Annotated in this window: 28 protein-coding genes; 25 read left to right on the top strand and 3 right to left on the bottom strand. The window is 60.2% G+C overall.

Features of this window, described 5'->3' with window-relative positions:
- The first annotated feature begins 55 nt into the window (after positions 1-55).
- The 20 genes from ACT6QG_RS05435 to ACT6QG_RS05530 all read left to right on the top strand — a co-directional run bounded on the left by ACT6QG_RS05435 (position 56) and on the right by ACT6QG_RS05530 (position 8,907).
- On the top strand, positions 56-859 hold the full coding sequence (locus tag ACT6QG_RS05435; RefSeq protein ID WP_444976563.1) for an XRE family transcriptional regulator: 804 nt from the start codon (positions 56-58) through the stop codon (positions 857-859).
- Between the two features lie 51 nt (positions 860-910).
- Entirely contained in the window at positions 911-1,282 is a 372-nt protein-coding gene (locus ACT6QG_RS05440; protein WP_444976564.1) for a hypothetical protein, read from the top strand.
- Entirely contained in the window at positions 1,251-1,745 is a 495-nt protein-coding gene (locus ACT6QG_RS05445) for an ImmA/IrrE family metallo-endopeptidase (RefSeq protein ID WP_444976565.1), read from the top strand. The genes ACT6QG_RS05440 and ACT6QG_RS05445 overlap by 32 nt, the downstream gene beginning before the upstream one ends.
- 613 nt (positions 1,746-2,358) lie before the next feature.
- Entirely contained in the window at positions 2,359-2,640 is a 282-nt protein-coding gene (locus ACT6QG_RS05450) for a DUF6948 domain-containing protein (protein WP_444976566.1), read from the top strand.
- Positions 2,637-3,137, top strand: coding sequence for a hypothetical protein (locus tag ACT6QG_RS05455; RefSeq protein WP_444976567.1), 501 nt, complete (start codon positions 2,637-2,639; stop codon positions 3,135-3,137). Before ACT6QG_RS05450 ends, ACT6QG_RS05455 begins: the two co-directional genes overlap by 4 nt.
- 99 nt (positions 3,138-3,236) lie before the next feature.
- The gene (locus ACT6QG_RS05460; protein ID WP_444976568.1) at positions 3,237-3,506 is read left to right on the top strand and encodes a hypothetical protein; all 270 of its coding nucleotides are present in this window, start codon (positions 3,237-3,239) and stop codon (positions 3,504-3,506) included.
- Positions 3,503-3,820: a hypothetical protein gene (locus ACT6QG_RS05465; protein ID WP_444976569.1), complete on the top strand. Its 318-nt coding sequence runs from the start codon at positions 3,503-3,505 to the stop codon at positions 3,818-3,820. Before ACT6QG_RS05460 ends, ACT6QG_RS05465 begins: the two co-directional genes overlap by 4 nt.
- A complete protein-coding gene (locus ACT6QG_RS05470; protein ID WP_444976570.1) occupies positions 3,813-3,977 on the top strand; it encodes a hypothetical protein in 165 nt (54 codons plus the stop codon). The genes ACT6QG_RS05465 and ACT6QG_RS05470 overlap by 8 nt, the downstream gene beginning before the upstream one ends.
- Entirely contained in the window at positions 3,974-4,717 is a 744-nt protein-coding gene (locus ACT6QG_RS05475) for a hypothetical protein (protein ID WP_444976571.1), read from the top strand. Before ACT6QG_RS05470 ends, ACT6QG_RS05475 begins: the two co-directional genes overlap by 4 nt.
- Positions 4,717-5,388 carry an ERF family protein gene (locus ACT6QG_RS05480; protein WP_444976572.1) on the top strand — a complete coding sequence of 224 codons (672 nt, stop codon included), beginning with the start codon at positions 4,717-4,719 and terminating at the stop codon, positions 5,386-5,388. The genes ACT6QG_RS05475 and ACT6QG_RS05480 overlap by 1 nt, the downstream gene beginning before the upstream one ends.
- A complete protein-coding gene (locus tag ACT6QG_RS05485) occupies positions 5,388-5,570 on the top strand; it encodes a hypothetical protein (protein WP_444976573.1) in 183 nt (60 codons plus the stop codon). Before ACT6QG_RS05480 ends, ACT6QG_RS05485 begins: the two co-directional genes overlap by 1 nt.
- The gene (locus ACT6QG_RS05490) at positions 5,567-6,232 is read left to right on the top strand and encodes a hypothetical protein (protein WP_444976574.1); all 666 of its coding nucleotides are present in this window, start codon (positions 5,567-5,569) and stop codon (positions 6,230-6,232) included. The genes ACT6QG_RS05485 and ACT6QG_RS05490 overlap by 4 nt, the downstream gene beginning before the upstream one ends.
- Positions 6,225-6,539, top strand: coding sequence for a hypothetical protein (locus ACT6QG_RS05495; protein ID WP_444976575.1), 315 nt, complete (start codon positions 6,225-6,227; stop codon positions 6,537-6,539). Before ACT6QG_RS05490 ends, ACT6QG_RS05495 begins: the two co-directional genes overlap by 8 nt.
- Positions 6,532-7,071 (top strand): hypothetical protein, encoded by a 540-nt coding sequence (locus ACT6QG_RS05500; protein ID WP_444976576.1) that lies wholly within the window; start codon positions 6,532-6,534, stop codon positions 7,069-7,071. The genes ACT6QG_RS05495 and ACT6QG_RS05500 overlap by 8 nt, the downstream gene beginning before the upstream one ends.
- 85 nt (positions 7,072-7,156) lie before the next feature.
- The gene (locus tag ACT6QG_RS05505; RefSeq protein WP_444976577.1) at positions 7,157-7,330 is read left to right on the top strand and encodes a hypothetical protein; all 174 of its coding nucleotides are present in this window, start codon (positions 7,157-7,159) and stop codon (positions 7,328-7,330) included.
- Positions 7,327-7,482, top strand: coding sequence for an HNH endonuclease (locus ACT6QG_RS05510; RefSeq protein ID WP_444976578.1), 156 nt, complete (start codon positions 7,327-7,329; stop codon positions 7,480-7,482). Before ACT6QG_RS05505 ends, ACT6QG_RS05510 begins: the two co-directional genes overlap by 4 nt.
- On the top strand, positions 7,451-7,669 hold the full coding sequence (locus ACT6QG_RS05515) for an HNH endonuclease (RefSeq protein ID WP_444976579.1): 219 nt from the start codon (positions 7,451-7,453) through the stop codon (positions 7,667-7,669). The genes ACT6QG_RS05510 and ACT6QG_RS05515 overlap by 32 nt, the downstream gene beginning before the upstream one ends.
- Positions 7,670-7,825: 156 nt before the next feature.
- The gene (locus ACT6QG_RS05520) at positions 7,826-8,005 is read left to right on the top strand and encodes a hypothetical protein (RefSeq protein WP_444976580.1); all 180 of its coding nucleotides are present in this window, start codon (positions 7,826-7,828) and stop codon (positions 8,003-8,005) included.
- Entirely contained in the window at positions 8,002-8,562 is a 561-nt protein-coding gene (locus tag ACT6QG_RS05525) for a hypothetical protein (RefSeq protein ID WP_444976581.1), read from the top strand. Before ACT6QG_RS05520 ends, ACT6QG_RS05525 begins: the two co-directional genes overlap by 4 nt.
- Positions 8,563-8,643: 81 nt before the next feature.
- A complete protein-coding gene (locus tag ACT6QG_RS05530; RefSeq protein ID WP_444976582.1) occupies positions 8,644-8,907 on the top strand; it encodes a hypothetical protein in 264 nt (87 codons plus the stop codon).
- Between the two features lie 4 nt (positions 8,908-8,911).
- Here ACT6QG_RS05530 and ACT6QG_RS05535 read toward each other — a convergent pair whose 3' ends face one another.
- Positions 8,912-9,361: a hypothetical protein gene (locus ACT6QG_RS05535; protein ID WP_444976906.1), complete on the bottom strand. Its 450-nt coding sequence runs from the start codon at positions 9,359-9,361 to the stop codon at positions 8,912-8,914.
- 210 nt (positions 9,362-9,571) lie between these two features.
- Here ACT6QG_RS05535 and ACT6QG_RS05540 point away from each other — a divergent pair, with 210 nt between their 5' ends.
- From ACT6QG_RS05540 to ACT6QG_RS05555, 4 genes are all read left to right on the top strand, one after another.
- Positions 9,572-10,228 (top strand): site-specific integrase, encoded by a 657-nt coding sequence (locus ACT6QG_RS05540; RefSeq protein ID WP_444976883.1) that lies wholly within the window; start codon positions 9,572-9,574, stop codon positions 10,226-10,228.
- A 533-nt stretch (positions 10,229-10,761) separates the two neighbouring features.
- Positions 10,762-11,352 (top strand): hypothetical protein, encoded by a 591-nt coding sequence (locus ACT6QG_RS05545; protein WP_444976583.1) that lies wholly within the window; start codon positions 10,762-10,764, stop codon positions 11,350-11,352.
- A 368-nt stretch (positions 11,353-11,720) separates the two neighbouring features.
- A complete protein-coding gene (locus ACT6QG_RS05550; protein ID WP_444976584.1) occupies positions 11,721-11,930 on the top strand; it encodes a cold-shock protein in 210 nt (69 codons plus the stop codon).
- 322 nt (positions 11,931-12,252) lie between these two features.
- Complete coding sequence (locus tag ACT6QG_RS05555) at positions 12,253-13,245, top strand: LLM class flavin-dependent oxidoreductase (RefSeq protein ID WP_444976884.1); 993 nt, start codon at positions 12,253-12,255, stop codon at positions 13,243-13,245.
- 6 nt (positions 13,246-13,251) lie between these two features.
- Here ACT6QG_RS05555 and ACT6QG_RS05560 read toward each other — a convergent pair whose 3' ends face one another.
- On the bottom strand, positions 13,252-14,445 hold the full coding sequence (locus ACT6QG_RS05560; RefSeq protein WP_444976585.1) for a BaiN/RdsA family NAD(P)/FAD-dependent oxidoreductase: 1,194 nt from the start codon (positions 14,443-14,445) through the stop codon (positions 13,252-13,254).
- A 181-nt stretch (positions 14,446-14,626) separates the two neighbouring features.
- Here ACT6QG_RS05560 and ACT6QG_RS05565 point away from each other — a divergent pair, with 181 nt between their 5' ends.
- Entirely contained in the window at positions 14,627-15,178 is a 552-nt protein-coding gene (locus tag ACT6QG_RS05565) for a hypothetical protein (protein WP_444976586.1), read from the top strand.
- 130 nt (positions 15,179-15,308) lie between these two features.
- Here the strand turns inward: ACT6QG_RS05565 and ACT6QG_RS05570 are convergent, their stop codons facing one another.
- Positions 15,309-16,112, bottom strand: a complete 804-nt coding sequence (locus ACT6QG_RS05570; RefSeq protein ID WP_444976587.1) for an alpha/beta fold hydrolase — start codon at positions 16,110-16,112, stop codon at positions 15,309-15,311.
- Positions 16,113-16,348: the final 236 nt, after the last annotated feature.

The raw sequence follows: 16,348 nt of genomic DNA on the forward strand, positions 1-16,348 counted from the left end.
TGCAACCGATTTTTCGGCGATGACCCTCGTTTAATTCACCGATAAACCGTTAAATATGAACAAGCCGCGCCCCGATTCATCCCCCGTCTTAGCCACCCGCGTGAAAAGCGCCCGCGAGGCAGCCGGTATTTCGCAAGCCGATCTGGCTGAACGCGTGGGCATGAAGCAGACCGGGATTGGCTCTATCGAATCTGGTGAGGTTCAGCGACCTCGCAAGCTGAGAGAGATCGCGAGGGCTCTTGGCGTTTCGCAGGAATGGCTTTTGGGCGAGGATGAAGGGGGGCAAAACAATGTCCCTCCTCTTATCCCGTCCTACGATCCCGACGATCCATCAGTTGACGCCTGCGACGATGGCCAGATGACTGTTGGCAGCGAGACGGGCCGACGCGGCGTCCCAAATGATGCGTCTGCTCAACTTGATGTGACGGCGGGCATGGGCGGCGGCGGGCTGACAATCGTTGCCGATGGGGTGCCCGGAAAATCCGGCATGACCTTCGCTGCCGAGCATGTGCGGGATTATTGGCGGCTGCCGCATGAGATTCTGGCAGCGCTCGGCATGCGCGCGCACGATGTCATCATCGTACCGGTGCAGGGCGACAGTATGTCAGACACGCTCACGGAAGGCGATTATGTCTTTGTGGACACCCGCCACCGCTGGCCTTCGCCGGATGGACTGTATTGCCTGACGGACGATTTCGGGGGGCTGATCGTCAAGCGCCTGGAGGTGATTTCCAACCCCGGCGAAGACATTGCCATCCGCATCATATCTGACAACACGAAGCACGCCCCTAAAGAGCGGCTGCTTTCAGATGTTCGGATTATCGGCCGCGTAGTGCGGCGGTTCGGCGTGGTGGAGTGACCCTGCCACCGTGTGGTCGGGAGCTATAAGAGGCGGGGGTGAGGGGTGAAATTGAAGTGGGCCATTCTGACCGCCCTATGTGTCTTATGCCTGCTTCTGGCTATGGATATATCCCTCCGCATCTTTGCGGCACCGCCAGACTGGAAGCCCATTGACGCAGTAACGGCCATGCTGGGCGGCTTAGCCGTCATGCTGGCTATCGTGACGATATTCCTCGGAATCGCCGCCATTCTAGGGTATTTTCATATTCGGGACATCGCCGTGCAAGCGGCCAAGGATGTCGCAAAAACCGCAGCCGAGGAAGTCGCAACTCGCGCAATTCGGGAATTGAGCGATCAGGAAGATGGTCAGGGAGGCGGCGATGAATATGCAAGAGGCGCGGCCGGCCCGAATGGTGACGGACCCGCTAGCTCCGGCAGTTGAAGTGATCGGAGCCTTCCACCATTCAGCCCCCGTTGATGTCGAGGGCATTGCTGCGGCGCTTGGGATTGATGTCGTGTTCGATCCTTCACTGCCTGACGATATTTCAGGCAAGATTGAGCGCCCTGGTATTTTTGATGACAGGTACCGCATCACGGTCAATGGACGTCATGGCAAGAACCGCCAGCGATTCACCATTGCCCACGAGCTGGCTCATTATGCGCTGCACCGCAGCCTAATTGGCGATGGGATCGTTGATGACGGCCTATATCGCAGCACGAAGGGCAGCGTTATCGAGCGGCAGGCGAACAGCTATGCGGCAACAATTCTGATGCCCGCCCGGCTTGTCCGGCAGCATTACCAGCAAGGGGCGACAGAGCCGGAGGATATGGCAAGGATATTCGGCGTCTCAACCGAGGTCGCCCGGATCCGTATGCGAGAGCTCCGCTTTATCCCTCCCTTCTGACCCCAGCCCCGCTCCGGCGGGGCTTTTTAATGCCTAACCCGCCATCTCCGGCACCTGCCCATAGCTCGCCAGCTATCGACTCTCAGATTGCGCCAATGCACAATGGCAACTCGTGCGTGTAACCTCAACTGGCAAATTGAGACAATACACGCACGAGCGCCTGTGCCTTAAGGCGGAGATAATCCGTAAGGAACCTCCGCATTAGGGGTGCCACGCGGGCCCGCTCAGGATTGTGCGCACAATTCAAAGCGGCCCGGCACTTCTGTGAGCGGCGGGATATCCGCTCAAACAGTCGCGTTAGAGCGAAACCTTACGGTCTCGCCACGTGGCGGGCCGGAGGACATCCAATGCGGAAGTCTTTCCGACTCGTTGTCACTGTGAAGATAAACCTCGCGGCATGCATAACTGCGGTCGCGGGGACCATCTATCTCCTCACATGACAGGAAGGGGCTGGCGCAAGCTGGCCCCTTTTTGTTGCCGGGCGTGAACCCGACGCAGCCACTATACACGGTTTCGGTAGTGCCTGAATGTTTTTTCGGTATGAACCGACAATTCGGTTGACACGATAACCGATAAATCGGTAGTGTCTCCCCATCACCACGGGAGACCACCAATGACTACCCCTCTGAAGCCCATCCTCGTCTGCACCCAGCACCGCGGCGTTTTCGCCGGCCTCGTGCCCGAGGATACCGACATGTCCCAGCGCACCCTGTCTCTGAAAGACGCCCGCATGGCGATTTATTGGGGAACCACACGCGGTGTGATGGAGCTCGCTGAAACCGGCCCCACCTCCAAGAGCAGGATCAGCGCAAAGGCAGACATTCCGGTTTTGCACGACATCACTTCTATTTTCGAGATCACACCGGAAGCTTGGAACAAGTGGGTATCTGCATGAGCGCGGACCCGCTCAAGAGGATCATCACTGCTGATGATCTCATCAGGGGTGGCGCTTGTTACGACGGCGTCATGGCCTCTGCATCCGAAAAGTGGCCTGCCGCCTTCACATTGAAGGCGGCAATGGTCGAAGCCAGATCCAGAAATATGGCCGATCTCGTCAGGAGATCCTTGGCGTTGGACGGCAACGGCTACGGCTACGGCGACGGCGACGGCGACGGCTACGGCTACGGCTACGGCGACGGCGACGGCTACGGCGACGGCTACGGCTACGGCAACGGCAACGGCAACGGCGACGGCAACGGCAACGGCAACGGCTACGGCTACGGCAACGGCAACGGCTACGGCTACGGCGACGGCTACGGCTACGGCAACGGCTACGGCTACGGCAACGGCTACGGCAACGGCTACGGCAACGGCTACGGCTACGGCGACGGCGACGGCAACGGCTACGGCAACGGCGACGGCGACGGCGACGGAGGATACTCAAATGATTGACGCCATCCGCGAACTGCCTGCGGGCATCGCATTCACCGTTCTCATCACATCGCTCTATCTCTGGGCTGACGTGCTCGCCTCCCTCGTGGGAGTGGTGGCATGAGCGACTATTTCCTTCTGACCGGACAGATCGTCCTTCTTCGCGAATACGGCCGATACGGGAAGCCCTGGGCCATCGAGGCGCGGTGCCTGGTTGACCGGCTTCTGGGCGATGCGAAAGAGCACGGCCTCGGCGCGACCAGCCTTGTCGAGGATATGGAGCTGGCGCTGGAGTACATCCGCGATGTGGAGCGGGCCTTTGACCGCACGGTTGATGCACAAATCAAAGTGCTGGAAGCCGCCCGCGAAGAAGCGCGGAGGGCCGCGTGATGGATTTCTCCATGCCGTGGGGCGCGCTCGTGGAGGTCGACGGTCGGTCCGTTGATCTGGATTTGAGCATCCACGTCCGTGTCACAGATGTGATCGGCGATGACGCGCCGGAGATCGAGTTTCTGGGGGTGATGGCGAGGCGGTCAAAAACCGGCAAGCCGTTTGACCTCCCCAGCGATGCCGAAGCGTCGATCCTCGACAACCCGAAATTGGACACGGCCATTCTGGTTTGGGCGCGTGACCTGCGCCAGTACGAGCGGGACGAAGCCGCCGACAACAAGCGCGAGATGATGCGGGAGGCGGCAAATGGCTGACGCTCTCCGCACCCTCGCCACTGTCCTTGGCGGTCTGGCGGTTGTGGCGGGCTTTTCGGTCGTCTTCGGCCTGATCCTGCACAACGCCTCCGCTCTCATCCGCAACCGTCGCCGTCGTTCAGACATTGCGGCGCCCCTCACAAGGAGGAAGGCATGAGAACCGCACTGGCCACAATGGGCCACAATAACCCGCCTGCACCCATCGAGATTGTGAAGCCGATCATCGCCAGCATTTCCGACTGGCTGGCAGATAACCCGATCTTTCTGGACCAGCCCACGGCATCCAAGTCGGCCGCACATCTGGATAGAATCCGCAAGCATATCGCCGATCTGGAAGATGAGCGGAAGAGGCTTGTGAAGCCCCTCAATGATGAGGTGAAGGGCATCAATGCTGAATACAAGGAGGCGATCAGCCCCTTGGAAAAGTTGTCTATCGAACTGAAATCTCGAGCAACGGCATATGCCCGTGCGGAGGAAGACCGCCGCCGTAAGGAAGCTGAGGCCGCCCGCAAAGCCGCCGAGGAAGCGGCCCGGATTGCCCGTGAAGCCGCCGAGCGCGAAGCCGAGGCCGCCGAGAATGCCGCTGTCGGTGAGGTGGTCGATATGGGAGAGGTCATGCTGGAAGCAGAAGCTGCTGGCCGAGCTGCCCAGCTTGCAGCCCGTGAAGCTGCCCGCGCTGAACGTGATGCCCATGTCCGCATGAAGGCCGGTAACGCCCGCGCCATGAGCCTGCGCACCACTCTGGTGTTTGAGGTGACGGACCCGGTTGGTGCGTTGATCGATTTGCCGCTGACCGATGGCATCCGCGCCGAGATCATCAAGGCAGCGCGGGCATACCACAAAGAGCATGGCAAGCCCCCGTCTGGCGTGTCCGTGCGCGAGGAAAGGAGCGTGTGATGCAACATTCCGAACAGATCAACGAAATCGCCGCCGCTCTTGCCGCCGCGCAGGGGGAGTTCAAGGCCGTTGCCAAAGACAAGACGGCAAAGGCTGGGGCCTATTCATACAAGTACAGCGATATTGCTGACGTGCTGGCGATGGCGCTCCCCGTCCTGTCAAAGCACAAATTGGCTCTGGTTCAGGCCACCGATATGGATGGTGGCGCGATCCTGCTTCGTACAAGGCTGGCGCACGCATCGGGGCAGTGGGTCGAAAGCGTTTACCCGGTATGTGATGTGCGGGCCGGGGATCACCAGAAGATGGGGGGCGCTCTTACCTACGCCCGGCGCTATGCCGTCTCATCCCTGCTTGGCATTGCCTCTGAGGAAGATACGGATGCGCAGGAAGCTGCACCTCCCGTCGCCCGGGGAAGGGCGAATGATGCGCCCGCCCGGAAGCCCCCGCAGCAGCGCAACGAGCCGAAGCCCGGAGACAAGGGCGCAACGGCAGCCCTCTTGCATGCCATCGGCTTGTGCGAGAGCGAGGCCGAACTGAACGCCTGGTATCAGGACGACGCCACGAAGCGGGCCATGAGCGGTCTGGCCGAAGGTGACTTCGCAGATGTTCGTGCCTCATGGGCCGCACGTCGCAAGGCCGTTCGCCAGCAGACAGAGCAGGAGGCCGTCTGATGCCCACTCCCGCCACCTATTGGCGCGACGTCGCCATCATCATCCGTCGCGAAATCAAATCCATGCGCAGCCGCGCTCGCCCGTGGCCGGATCGCAGCCGGCGCAACAAGCGTGGCCGGTCTGAAGCGCTGAGCCTGCGGGACATGTGGGCAGAACTATTTGAGGAAGGGGCTTGGGCATGAGCAAGATCACGAACGAAGAACTGCGCAAGCTCCTTGATGCGGCAACGCCGGGGCCTTGGAGCCTGTGCCATCACCTCCGATCCAAGGAGAATGACGAGGGTTGCTCATGCGGATATCGCGGCGTCGTGTTTGGGCCGGAATTGGAAGGTTTTGCCGTCTGCCAGCCCGGCCATGATCCTGCACCGGTTGGGCAAGAGGGGTTGGTGCCGCAACGCTACCCTCGCGCGACGGAACTCGCCAATGCCCAACTTATCGCCCATCTGCCCGACCTAGCCGCCGAGCTTCTGAAGCTGCGGGAGCGTAACGCGCAACTGCTCAATTATTGCAGTGCGACTGTGCATGATCTTCAATCGGCCCTCACAACATTAGAGGCTCTTGACCTCAGAGCCGAACTTCCCCGCACGGTTGCAAGCCTGAAAGACGCCTCCGAATTCATGCGCCTTGCGGCTGAGAACAAGGAAGATCATTCGAAGTGGCAAGACGAGATAAGCGTTCGTAATTCTCAGATTGCGGAACTTCGCGAGGCGCACGAGCGCCAGCAGGAGATGGTCGGGAAGCTGGTGGAGGCGCTGCGTTTCGCGCTAAGCCACGTTGATTTCCGCATTGAAGTTGGGAAGCGGGCGGAAGCCGCCCTCTCTGAATGGGAGGCGCACAATGGGTGAGATCTATGTCGTCTGGTCAAACGAACACAGCGCGTGGTGGGGGCCTGATCGGCGGGGCTATAACACGCACCTAACGCACGCAGGCCGATATACACGGGATGAGGCGCTGTGGATCTGCACCCGCGCGCGCGGCGGACGTGAGTTCCATTCTAATCCTACAGAGGTGCCCGTCCCACTGCGCGATGCTGAGCAGTTTTGGCCTGATGCCGATCTGGAGGCCCAGCACCGATTTTTCGCGGAACAGCGCAAAATAGAAGCGCGGCGTGAAGAGCGTGAAATGGCGGAATGGGAGGCATCCCATGACTGACCGCATCCCCCCGATCCCCATGCAATGGGATGGCGAGGCCCTGCGCCCGGTGTCTCCATATTGGGCGCGTGAGGCCGATAAGCATTATGTCGTCGGGGATAAATACCCGATGGCCCCGGAATATGGACGGTCCGTGGCCAGCCATAACCACCTGTTCGCGTGGCTTGAGCCCGCGTGGCATAGCCTGCCGGAATGCTATGGCGATGAGCGCTGGGCGGAAACGCCTGAAACGCTGAGAAAGCACGCGCTCATCAAGTGCGGGTTCCACCACACCACAATACTGGACATTGGGGCGAAGGCCCCCGCGATCAGGGTGCGGGATGCCCTGCAAGCCGCAGAAACCAAGCTTCACGGCTACGCCATTGGGATGGTGCGCGGACCTATCGTGCAGATATGGACGCCGGAAAGCATGTCGAAAAAACACATGGACAGGGCGCGGTTTCAGCAGGCGAAGCAAGCCATCATGGAATGGATCGCCGACATCCTGAGCGTTTCCACGGCAGACCTCCAGCGCATGGGAGAGGCGGCATGACTAAGCGCCTACCAATCAGGCAGGACCCGGACCGTCTGTCAAAGTCCGCAGCAAGATCTCTCAAATGGCTACAGGGGGGGTATTGATGGCTGAATTCATTTCCGATGAACGCGCCACAACAGGACGCCGCCTCACAATTATTCCATCCGGTCGCCGAATGACGGAACTGGATTTTGATGAGCTTGTCCTGAAGCGGCGGATTGTGGAGCAGAGAGACGGCCTGCTGCCAGACACATCACAGTCTTGGAGGCTGGCATGAGCCGGCGCGAGTTCTCCAAAAAGGTCATGCGCGATGCCGCTATTCGCGCAGACGGCCTCTGCGAATGCTGCTCACGCAAGCTGCTGACCGGCGACTTCCATTACGACCATATCATCCCCGATGCACTTGGGGGGCGAGCCGACGCTGGATAATTGCCAAGTGCTTTGCCGTGCATGTCATGGCGAAAAGACATTCAAAAAAGACGTACCGACCATTGCAAAGGCCAAGCGCATTCGGGACCGGAACATCGGCATCAAGCGCCGGAAAGGCCCGCCCATGCCGGGGAGCAAGGCCAGCAAATGGAAACACAAGATGGATGGGAGCGTGGAACTGAGATGAACACAACAGCCCAAGCCAACCCGCGCCCAAAGCTCACACACCGTGTTCCCCGCGGCCTGCTTGAGGCCCTCTACGCAGAGGCCCGGCGCACCGGCGAAACAGTGAGCCAGTACATCAAACGCGCTGTTCAGATGCGCATACAGCAGGAGCGCCGAAATGGATGAGCGGAAGCCAAAAAACCACCGGCAAAGACGTGATGCGCGCCTCTCCATCAAGTTCAAGGTCTCGCCTGAAACGATGCCGTTTGTTGTGATAGCGGCCGAAAAGTCGGGAACATCAGTGAGCCAATACGCGCGCTCTGCGCTGCTGAAACAGATGCGAGAGGATGCGAAATGACTGACATGACCGAAGCCGACCGGAAGGCATTTGAAGATCTGTGGGCGGATCACCCGCACGAGGCGCTGCACCACCCCAAAGACCATACGGGGATTGGTTTCGAATGGGGCCTCGCCCATGCACGCGCTCAAGAAAGCGAGGAAATCGCGCGGTTGCGGAAGCACGTTGGGAACCTGCTTATGATCGTGAGCGGCGTTCCTATGACGGGGATACAGGCCAGCAAGATTGAGAGCGAAGCACGCGCCGCCCTTGCTGCCAGCCATGCGCCCGCTATGGGAAATCCCATAACGGAACAAAATCAATCTGTTGCGACCATCAAGCCGAAGGTGAAGGCGCTGGTGTGGGTAAACGACCCCCCATACGCTGCTGTCATCGCTACGTGCGCGGTCGGCAGATATGAGATCTCGCTGAACACTCTGGGCAGCCCAATCCTGAACCATATCTCATATGAAACGTCGTTTATTGCGGCCGGAACCATTGAAGAATTAAAGGCCGCTGCCCAAGCCGACTGCGAACGCCGCATCCTGAGCGATATCGAGGGAGGCGAGGATGAGTGAGCCTGAATACGCATGGGCCTGCATCGCGCCCGACTTCGCGTCGCCGCCATCCGCCCCAAGGCAGATGGGAGGGAACAGAACATGAATCATTGGGCAGAAAAGGCACTGGATTTTGGGCGCTTCACCCTCGCAACGATTGGCCCGGCGCTCGTGATTGCCATCGGCGTTGCCTTGGCCGCCGTGTCCGGCCGCACTGGTGACGGCTGGGTGGCGCTGAGCGCCTATGTCGTCATAGGGCTTGCCCTTGGCTGGGCTACGTCAATAGCTGAAGCGAGGGGCGAGCGCCGGATCATCCTGAGAATGTTGGAGGCCCTTCAGCCCCAGAAGGCGGGAGGTGGAGAATGAATCATCATATCCCCCCGTCCATTGACGACGACACCCCGATCACACTGGCAGAGGCATGCGAGACGATATTTCGAGGGGTCATCGCGCCATCCACGTTGCGGGCAGAGGCAGCGAGGGGCAATCTGGTTATTGAGAGGATCGGCCGGCGGGACTTCGTTACACCCCGCGCCATCAGGGAGATGAGAGAGAAATGCCGCGTCGATCCAAAGGGCCAAGGCTCTATCTCGACCCAAAAGAGCGAGTCTGGCTTATCCGCGACGGAGCGCGCAAACGCCGCACTGGCTGCGGTGAAGGTGAGGTCCAGCGCGCTGAGGAAGCCCTCGCGCAATACATCGCTGAAAAATACGAGCCAGTCAGCGACAGTCGTCCAGATCGCCTGATCGTCGCTGACGTGCTGGCCTATTATCTGGAGCATATTGCCCCCAGCCATCGGTCTAAAAGCACCACGGCCCATGCCGCAGACCGCCTGCTAGAGTGGTGGGGCACAAAGCCCCTCACGGACGTAAAACGATCTACATGCGCGGCTTATGTAGAGCATCGCACGAGCCAGCCTGTTCCGCAGGCCCGAACAGAGAAGGCCAAGCTGAGGAAAATCTCGGCAGAGACCGCACGGCGCGAACTGACGGTGTTGCGCGCAGCCATCAATGCCTACCACGCAGAGCACATGCTAAATAGTGTACCGGTCGTGACATTGCCCGAGGCGTCCCCGCCACGCGAGCGATGGCTGACCAGAAACGAGGCGGCTGCGCTGATCGCCGCAGCAAGAAAAAACCCTGATTCTCGAGCTCGTGACAGCCTAATACGCTTTATCCTCATTGGCCTTTATACGGGCAGCCGCTCCGGGGTTATCAGGGCACTACAATGGATGCCTAATACGATATCGGGATGGGTTGATCTGGAAGCTGGCGTTATGCACCGCAAGACGGCAGGGGAAAGAGCTTCAACCAAAAGGAAGCCCCCGATACGGATACCGGTTCGGCTGCTGGGACATTTGCGCAGGTGGCGGGATATAGACGCGCAAGGAGTTCCTACGCCGGACGGGGCAAAACGCAGAGTTACCCACATCGTGCATTATGCAGGACTGCCTGTAGAAAAGCAGCGGAGGTCATGGTCTTGGGCCCGGATAAAGGCTGGGTTAGGGCCGGATGTGACCCCCCACATTCTTCGGCACACATGTGCTACATGGATGATGCAGGCGGGCATTGACCAATGGGAGACAGCGGGGTTTCTCGGCATGAGCCCAGAGATATTGTGGCGGGTGTATGGGCATCATCATCCAGATTTCCAGAAAAATGTGGCGGACAGAATCGGCAGAAGATAACTGCCCACCGGACAGAAACCGGACAGATTGATGTGGACATATTCAGAACATTAATGTCCGGACCGCCCAATAAGGGGCTGATTTTTATAGATTTTGATGATCGGCACTCCCTTCACACGGGAGGGGTCACTGGTTCAATCCCAGTATCGCCCACCATTTCCAGAATTGGAAATGTATGGTTTCGCCGGGTCTTGCCGGTGAACTCAAAAATCAAGCTCATCAATATGAAATAAGATTGCTGATCCGCGAAGAAGACGGGTCGTGCTTCCTTTATGTCTCACTCTTCACAGCGCCGGCCCTGCCATGCGGCCGCACCCGCCAAGGCTCGGTCTGACTGCGCGCTCATTCAGGCGATTTCTGTGCGTTGATATGGGTTGGTTCTGCCAAAATGGGGTTTTGCGACCGGCCGGCAGATGCAATTTGCCAGTGGAGTGATATAGCAAAAAGAGCGCTCATCTTCGCAGGCCGGGCCGTTCCCGAAGGTCATGCGCATATGGGTCATGGAAGGTCGAACGCAAATTTAGAGGTGAATCTTGCTTGCCGAGGCCAGTTCCACCATCAGCGCTGCTGAGTCCTTCACGCATATGCGCATTATCAATGGCATGGGCATCAGCCTGTGCCTGTCCCGGCTGCTGATCTTTGCTGCCAGATTTGTGCAGAGCCCCAAGAAATACAAATTCTCGGCGATACATGCGGGCTGGATTATCGTCATATTCCTGTGGCTGATCGAGTTCTGGTGGGAATATCTGATGAATTCCCATACGCGCACTCTCAATGTCTCGGCCTATATTCTTGATCTTTTATATGTGTTCGGTCTCTTCTTCATCTGTGTCACCCTCACGCCCGATGATGTGGGGGAGGATGGCAGTTATGAGAAATATCTGATCCAAAGACGGATCTTCCTGCTCTCTGTCATCTTCTTCCTTGCATCCGTTGATATGGTTGGTGACATTCTCGATGATGTGCAGCAGGGAAACTGGGAGGATGCCAAGCTGAGTGCCCTTTATGACTCTATCGGGCTGGCGCTGATTGCCATTGCCATGTTGATAAAGGGCCGGAAGTTTCAGTATTTCATCATTGTTCTGCTGTCATTGAGCAGTCTGCTGGGGCTGTTCGTGCAATAGGGCGCGTGGCGCGGCTTGTGCGGATCGCCGCCTCTTCATCACGCGGGCAATTCCCATGATCTCAATCCGGGCACCATATGGTGCCCGTTTCATTTTCATCGGCGGAGGAAAAATGGGAGAAAAGGCGCCCGTGCAGGCTTCCCGGAGTTCAAAGGTTAAGATTTGATCCCGCTAAACTGGAAATAATAAAAATATTCCTGCCTTTCTACGAACACAATCTCCTTCCATAAGGGAGACATCGAACTTGCTGACGAACTTTGTACCGCACGATTAGTGCACGAACGATTTTCCCCTCTCAAATTCGAAATGTTGAGCGTCTGGCACGTGGTCAGGCGACAGCAAAGTATGTCGGTTTGAAAGGAATCGTCATGACTATCGGTACTGTTAAGTTTTTCAACACCACCAAGGGTTTTGGCTTCATCCAGCCTGAAGATGGCTCCCCGGATGTGTTCGTTCACATTTCGGCTGTCGAGCGCGCTGGCATGCAGTCTCTCCACGAAGGCCAGAAGGTCGGCTTCGAAGCCGTCACCAACCAGCGTAACGGCAAGACCGCCGCTGAGAACCTTCAGGCTCAGTGATCAAATAGCGCTTGTGTCGTTTGACCACGGATGTACTGGCATCTGACATGACAGCGTTTGGAAAGGTCGGGCCGTGCCCGGCCTTTTTTGTTTTTGCACACAGCTGCGGGGCGTGAGGAAAGGCGTGTTTCCGTTGTTTCCCGCCCTGTTGCCGCCCGCCCGCCGCATGATAAAGGCGCGCTGCGGGCAGGGTGCCGGACGCCGTGCCCGCATGTGGTTCCCTTGATATCCGGTCCGCGCGCCATATCTCCTGAACAGCAACACACTGGAATGCCGGATATGCGCGGCGCGCATTTTCCCGTGCGATGTCCGGGAGAACATGATGATTCCCTTGTCCATTCTCGAACTGGCGCGGGTTACGGAAGATGTGGGGCCGGGCCAGGCCATCAACAATGCCCGTGATCTGGCCGGCCATGCGGAAAAGCTCGGCTATCACCGCATCTGGGTGGCGGAGCACCACAACATGCCGGGCATCGCCAGCGCGGCGACATCCATCGTTCTGGCGCACATTGCCGGCGGCACCAGCACCATTCGCGTGGGGGCCGGTGGCATCATGCTGCCCAACCATGCGCCCTATATCATTGCCGAGCAGTTCGGCACGCTTGAGCGCCTGTTTCCGGGGCGGATCGATCTGGGGCTTGGCCGTGCGCCGGGCACAGACCAGATGACCCTGCGCGCCTTGCGCCGCTCGCCCGAGGCTTCAGACAGCTTCCCGCAGGATGTGCTGGAGCTTCAGGCCTATCTGGCGCCGGCGGGGCGGGAACAGCGCATTCAGGCGGTGCCGGCGGCGGGCACCAATGTGCCGCTGTGGATTCTCGGCTCAAGCAATTTCGGGGCGATGCTCGCGGCCGAACTGGGGCTGCCCTATGCCTTCGCCTCGCACTTCGCGCCGGACATGCTGTTGCAGGCGCTGGAGATCTATCGCCACCGCTTCAAGCCCTCCCACCAGCAGGCCCGGCCCTATACGATGGTGGGCGTGAATGTGATTGCGGCGGAAACCGATGCGCAGGCGCATCGTCTCGCCACCACGCAGCAGATGTCCTTCACCAACATGTTCCGGGGCAATCGCGGTCTCAGCCAGCCGCCGATCGACGATATCGAGACCTACTGGACCCCGATGGAAAAGGCGCAGGCCATGCGCATGCTGGCCCGTTCGGTGATCGGCTCGCCGGAAACGGTGCGCGCCGGGCTGGAGGCGCTGGTGCAGGAAACCGGGGCCGATGAGCTGATCATCGTTTCCGATGTCTACCACCATGAGGAGCGGCTGCACTCCATCCGCCTCATTGCGGAGGCGGTGGGGCTGAAACCGGCCTGAGCCCTCTCAGGCCGCCTGGCCGGCGCACCAGCCGGATGACCAGGCCCACTGGAAATTGTAGCCGCCCAGCCAGCCGGTGACATCCACCACCTCGCCGATGAAATAGAGGCCCGGCACGTTCCGGGCCTCCATCGTGCGGGAATCCAGATCACGCGTATCCACACCGCCCAGAGTCACCTCGGCCGTGCGGTAGCCTTCCGAGCTGGCGGGCTTCAGGCGCCATTGGCTCACCGCGGCCACGATGCGTTGCAGGGCCTTGTCTGGGAAATCCGCCAGATTGTGGGGCGTTGGGAAATCGGCTGCGATGAGCTGTGCCAGCTTGCGCGGCAGATGGGCGGCAAGCGCCGTTTGCAGGGCCTGCCTTCCATTATCGCGGCGCTGGGTGCGCAGGGCGGCCAGAAGGTCCGTGCCCGGCAGCATGTCGATGAGCAGTTCCTGCCCCTCGCGCCAGTAGGATGAGATTTGCAGAATGACGGGGCCGCTCAGCCCGCGATGGGTGAACAGCATTGCTTCCGCAAACCGGGTCTTGCCGCAGGCAATCGTTGCATCCACCGCCACGCCGGCAAGGGGCCTCAGCCGCTCCAGCAGGTTGGGCTCAAGGGTGAGCGGCACAAGGCCGGGGCGGGTTTCCACAAGGCGCAGGCCGAACCGGGTGGCGATGTCATAGCCAAAGCCGCTCGCGCCCATCTTCGGAATGGACTTGCCGCCCGTGGCGATGACAAGCGACCGGCATGTCGTGACCCCACCCGCATGGCGCAGCTCAAAGCCATCAGCGCTTTTCTCCACGGCGGTGACAGGCGTTGAAAGCCGGAGCCGCGCGCCATGGGCCTTCATCTCGTCCAGCAGCATGGTCACGATCTGCGTGGAGGGGCCATCGCAGAACAGCTGGCCCAGCGTTTTTTCATGAAAGGCGATGCCATGGGCCCTCACCAGCTTGATGAAGTCTTGCTGGGTGTAGCGGCTGAGGGCGGAGATGCAGAAATGCGGGTTGCGGGACATATAGTTCTTCGGGCCCGCATGCAGATTGGTGAAATTGCAGCGCCCCCCGCCGGAAATGCGGATCTTCTCGCCCGGGGCGCGGGCATGGTCCAGCACCAGCACCGAGCGTCCGCGTTTTGCGGCCTCGATTGCGCACATCATGCCGGCCGCGCCCGCGCCCAGCACGACCACATCGACGCTATCCTGTACCGCGCTGCCCAAGGCCAGACTCCCGAAATGACATGCCGCTTTTCAACTGCCGCGCACGATATTGTGCATGGGGTCATGCGCAAGGGCGAAACGGCACTTCTGCGGCTGCATCCTCTGCAAATGCCGCTGGGAGAGGTGAAACGGATCATGTAGCATCATGTCAGCCAAAGCCTGATCAGAGGCGGGAGGGGCCATGTCGCCGTTCGATGGATGTCGGGTCGCGTTGCATTTCAGCCGGTCTGCGCAGGTTCGCCTGTGCGCCGTGGCGGGGTTCATGCTGCTGGCCGCATGGCCGGTTGCGGCAAGGGCGGATCACATCAAGCCGGTGCCCCCGGCGGAATGCGCCGCGCTGAAACAGTTTGTGGAGAAAATCTCCGGCCTGAAGCTCTCCATGGCGGAGCTGGACCCGGATGACGAGCTTTTCGCGCTGGAGCAGGACGGGCTGGCCTGTGTCATTTCTGGCGAAGGCACGGGGGCCACACACCAGTTTGGCGATGTGAGCACGGCTCTTTCCGCCCATTTCAAGGGCTGGAAGCCGCTGCTGGACCTTTCCGCCGATGGGCCGGGCAGCACCCGCATGGGGTTCACCAAGGGCAAGCGCACGGTCATCTATTCCATTTCCGCCGAGCCGCCGGAAGGCAAGTGCGAGGTGCCGGATGACGCCGTGGAACTGCCCGAATGCCAGTTGCCGGCCGGAGAATGGGAATGGGCGGTGGATCTTATCGCCTATGAGCAGGGGCATTGAGGGCTACCGCTCCCTCTTCCGCTCCCTCTTCCCACGTCCCATGCCCGCCTTCCGTGCGGGCATGGGGTGCATGATGCGGATGCGGCCCCGAAGGGCGGGATGCTCAGGGCGGGCGCTCATGCGCCCTGTGTCATCCGCGGCTGGCTGGCGGGGTGCGGGCCGTGGTTTCAACAAAGGTGCGCACCGCCCAGATGAGCTGGGCGGGCTGGTCATCCTGCACGGAATGGCCGCAGAAGGGCAGGTTCAGCAGGTGCGCGCCGGGCACCCTGTCCGCCAGTTCCGCCGCATTGATGCGCGAGACGAAGGGGTCCTCATCCCCGCGCACGATGAGCAGGGGGCAGGTGATGTTGCGCACGCTCTCTCCGGGGTAGCCCTCCGGCCCGTCATTCAGCCACAGCGCCACCACATCCCGGGTGATCTTCTCGAAATCCGGCTGCGGATTGCCGGCCAGATAGCTCTGATAGCTGGCCGGAAACATGTTTTTCCAGCTCTCGGGCGTGACCGAGGACAGAATCTCCCGGCAGGGGTCATCCGCTGCCAGATGCCAGTGCGCGCCAATGGGCACGATGCCGGAAAGCGGCGCTGAGCCGGTGGCCGCCAGCCGCAGGGCAATGATTCCCCCGTCGCTGTGGCCGATGAGAGTGGCGGGGCCGAGGGAAAGATGGCGCAGAATCGCGTCGACATCCCGGCTCATGCGCTCATAGGTGAGGGGTGCTGTGCCAGCGCTGGAGCGGCCTTGCCCGCGGCTGTCGATGCCGATGAGGCGGAAATCATGCGCCAGAGCGGGCAGAATGGGCGCGAAATCCATGATGCTGCCAAGGCCGCCATGGAGGAAAACCAGTGGCTTGCCATCCGCGCGCCCCTTTTCCTCGACATAGATCTGCGCACCGTCAATCTCGATATGCCGTCCGTCGCGATGGTTGAACACGCTCATCCTGTCCCCCTCCGGCGCTCGCTTCTGCCGCCTGCCGGCAGCTTCCGGCAATGGCCGGGCAGGTTTCATCTCATTGAAAACAGGGGGAAGGTCAACCGTACAGGGCGCGCGCCGGGGTGCGCGAGGGCAGGGGCGCAAGGGATATAAGGGCGTCCATGCTGCGGAAAATGTCGCATCGCAATAAAAACCATCTGGACGGTTTGTTTGTCCGGTGTTATCGAAAGGGCAATCTGTTC

Source organism: Haloleucobacter ellipsoideus, assembly GCF_052491725.1.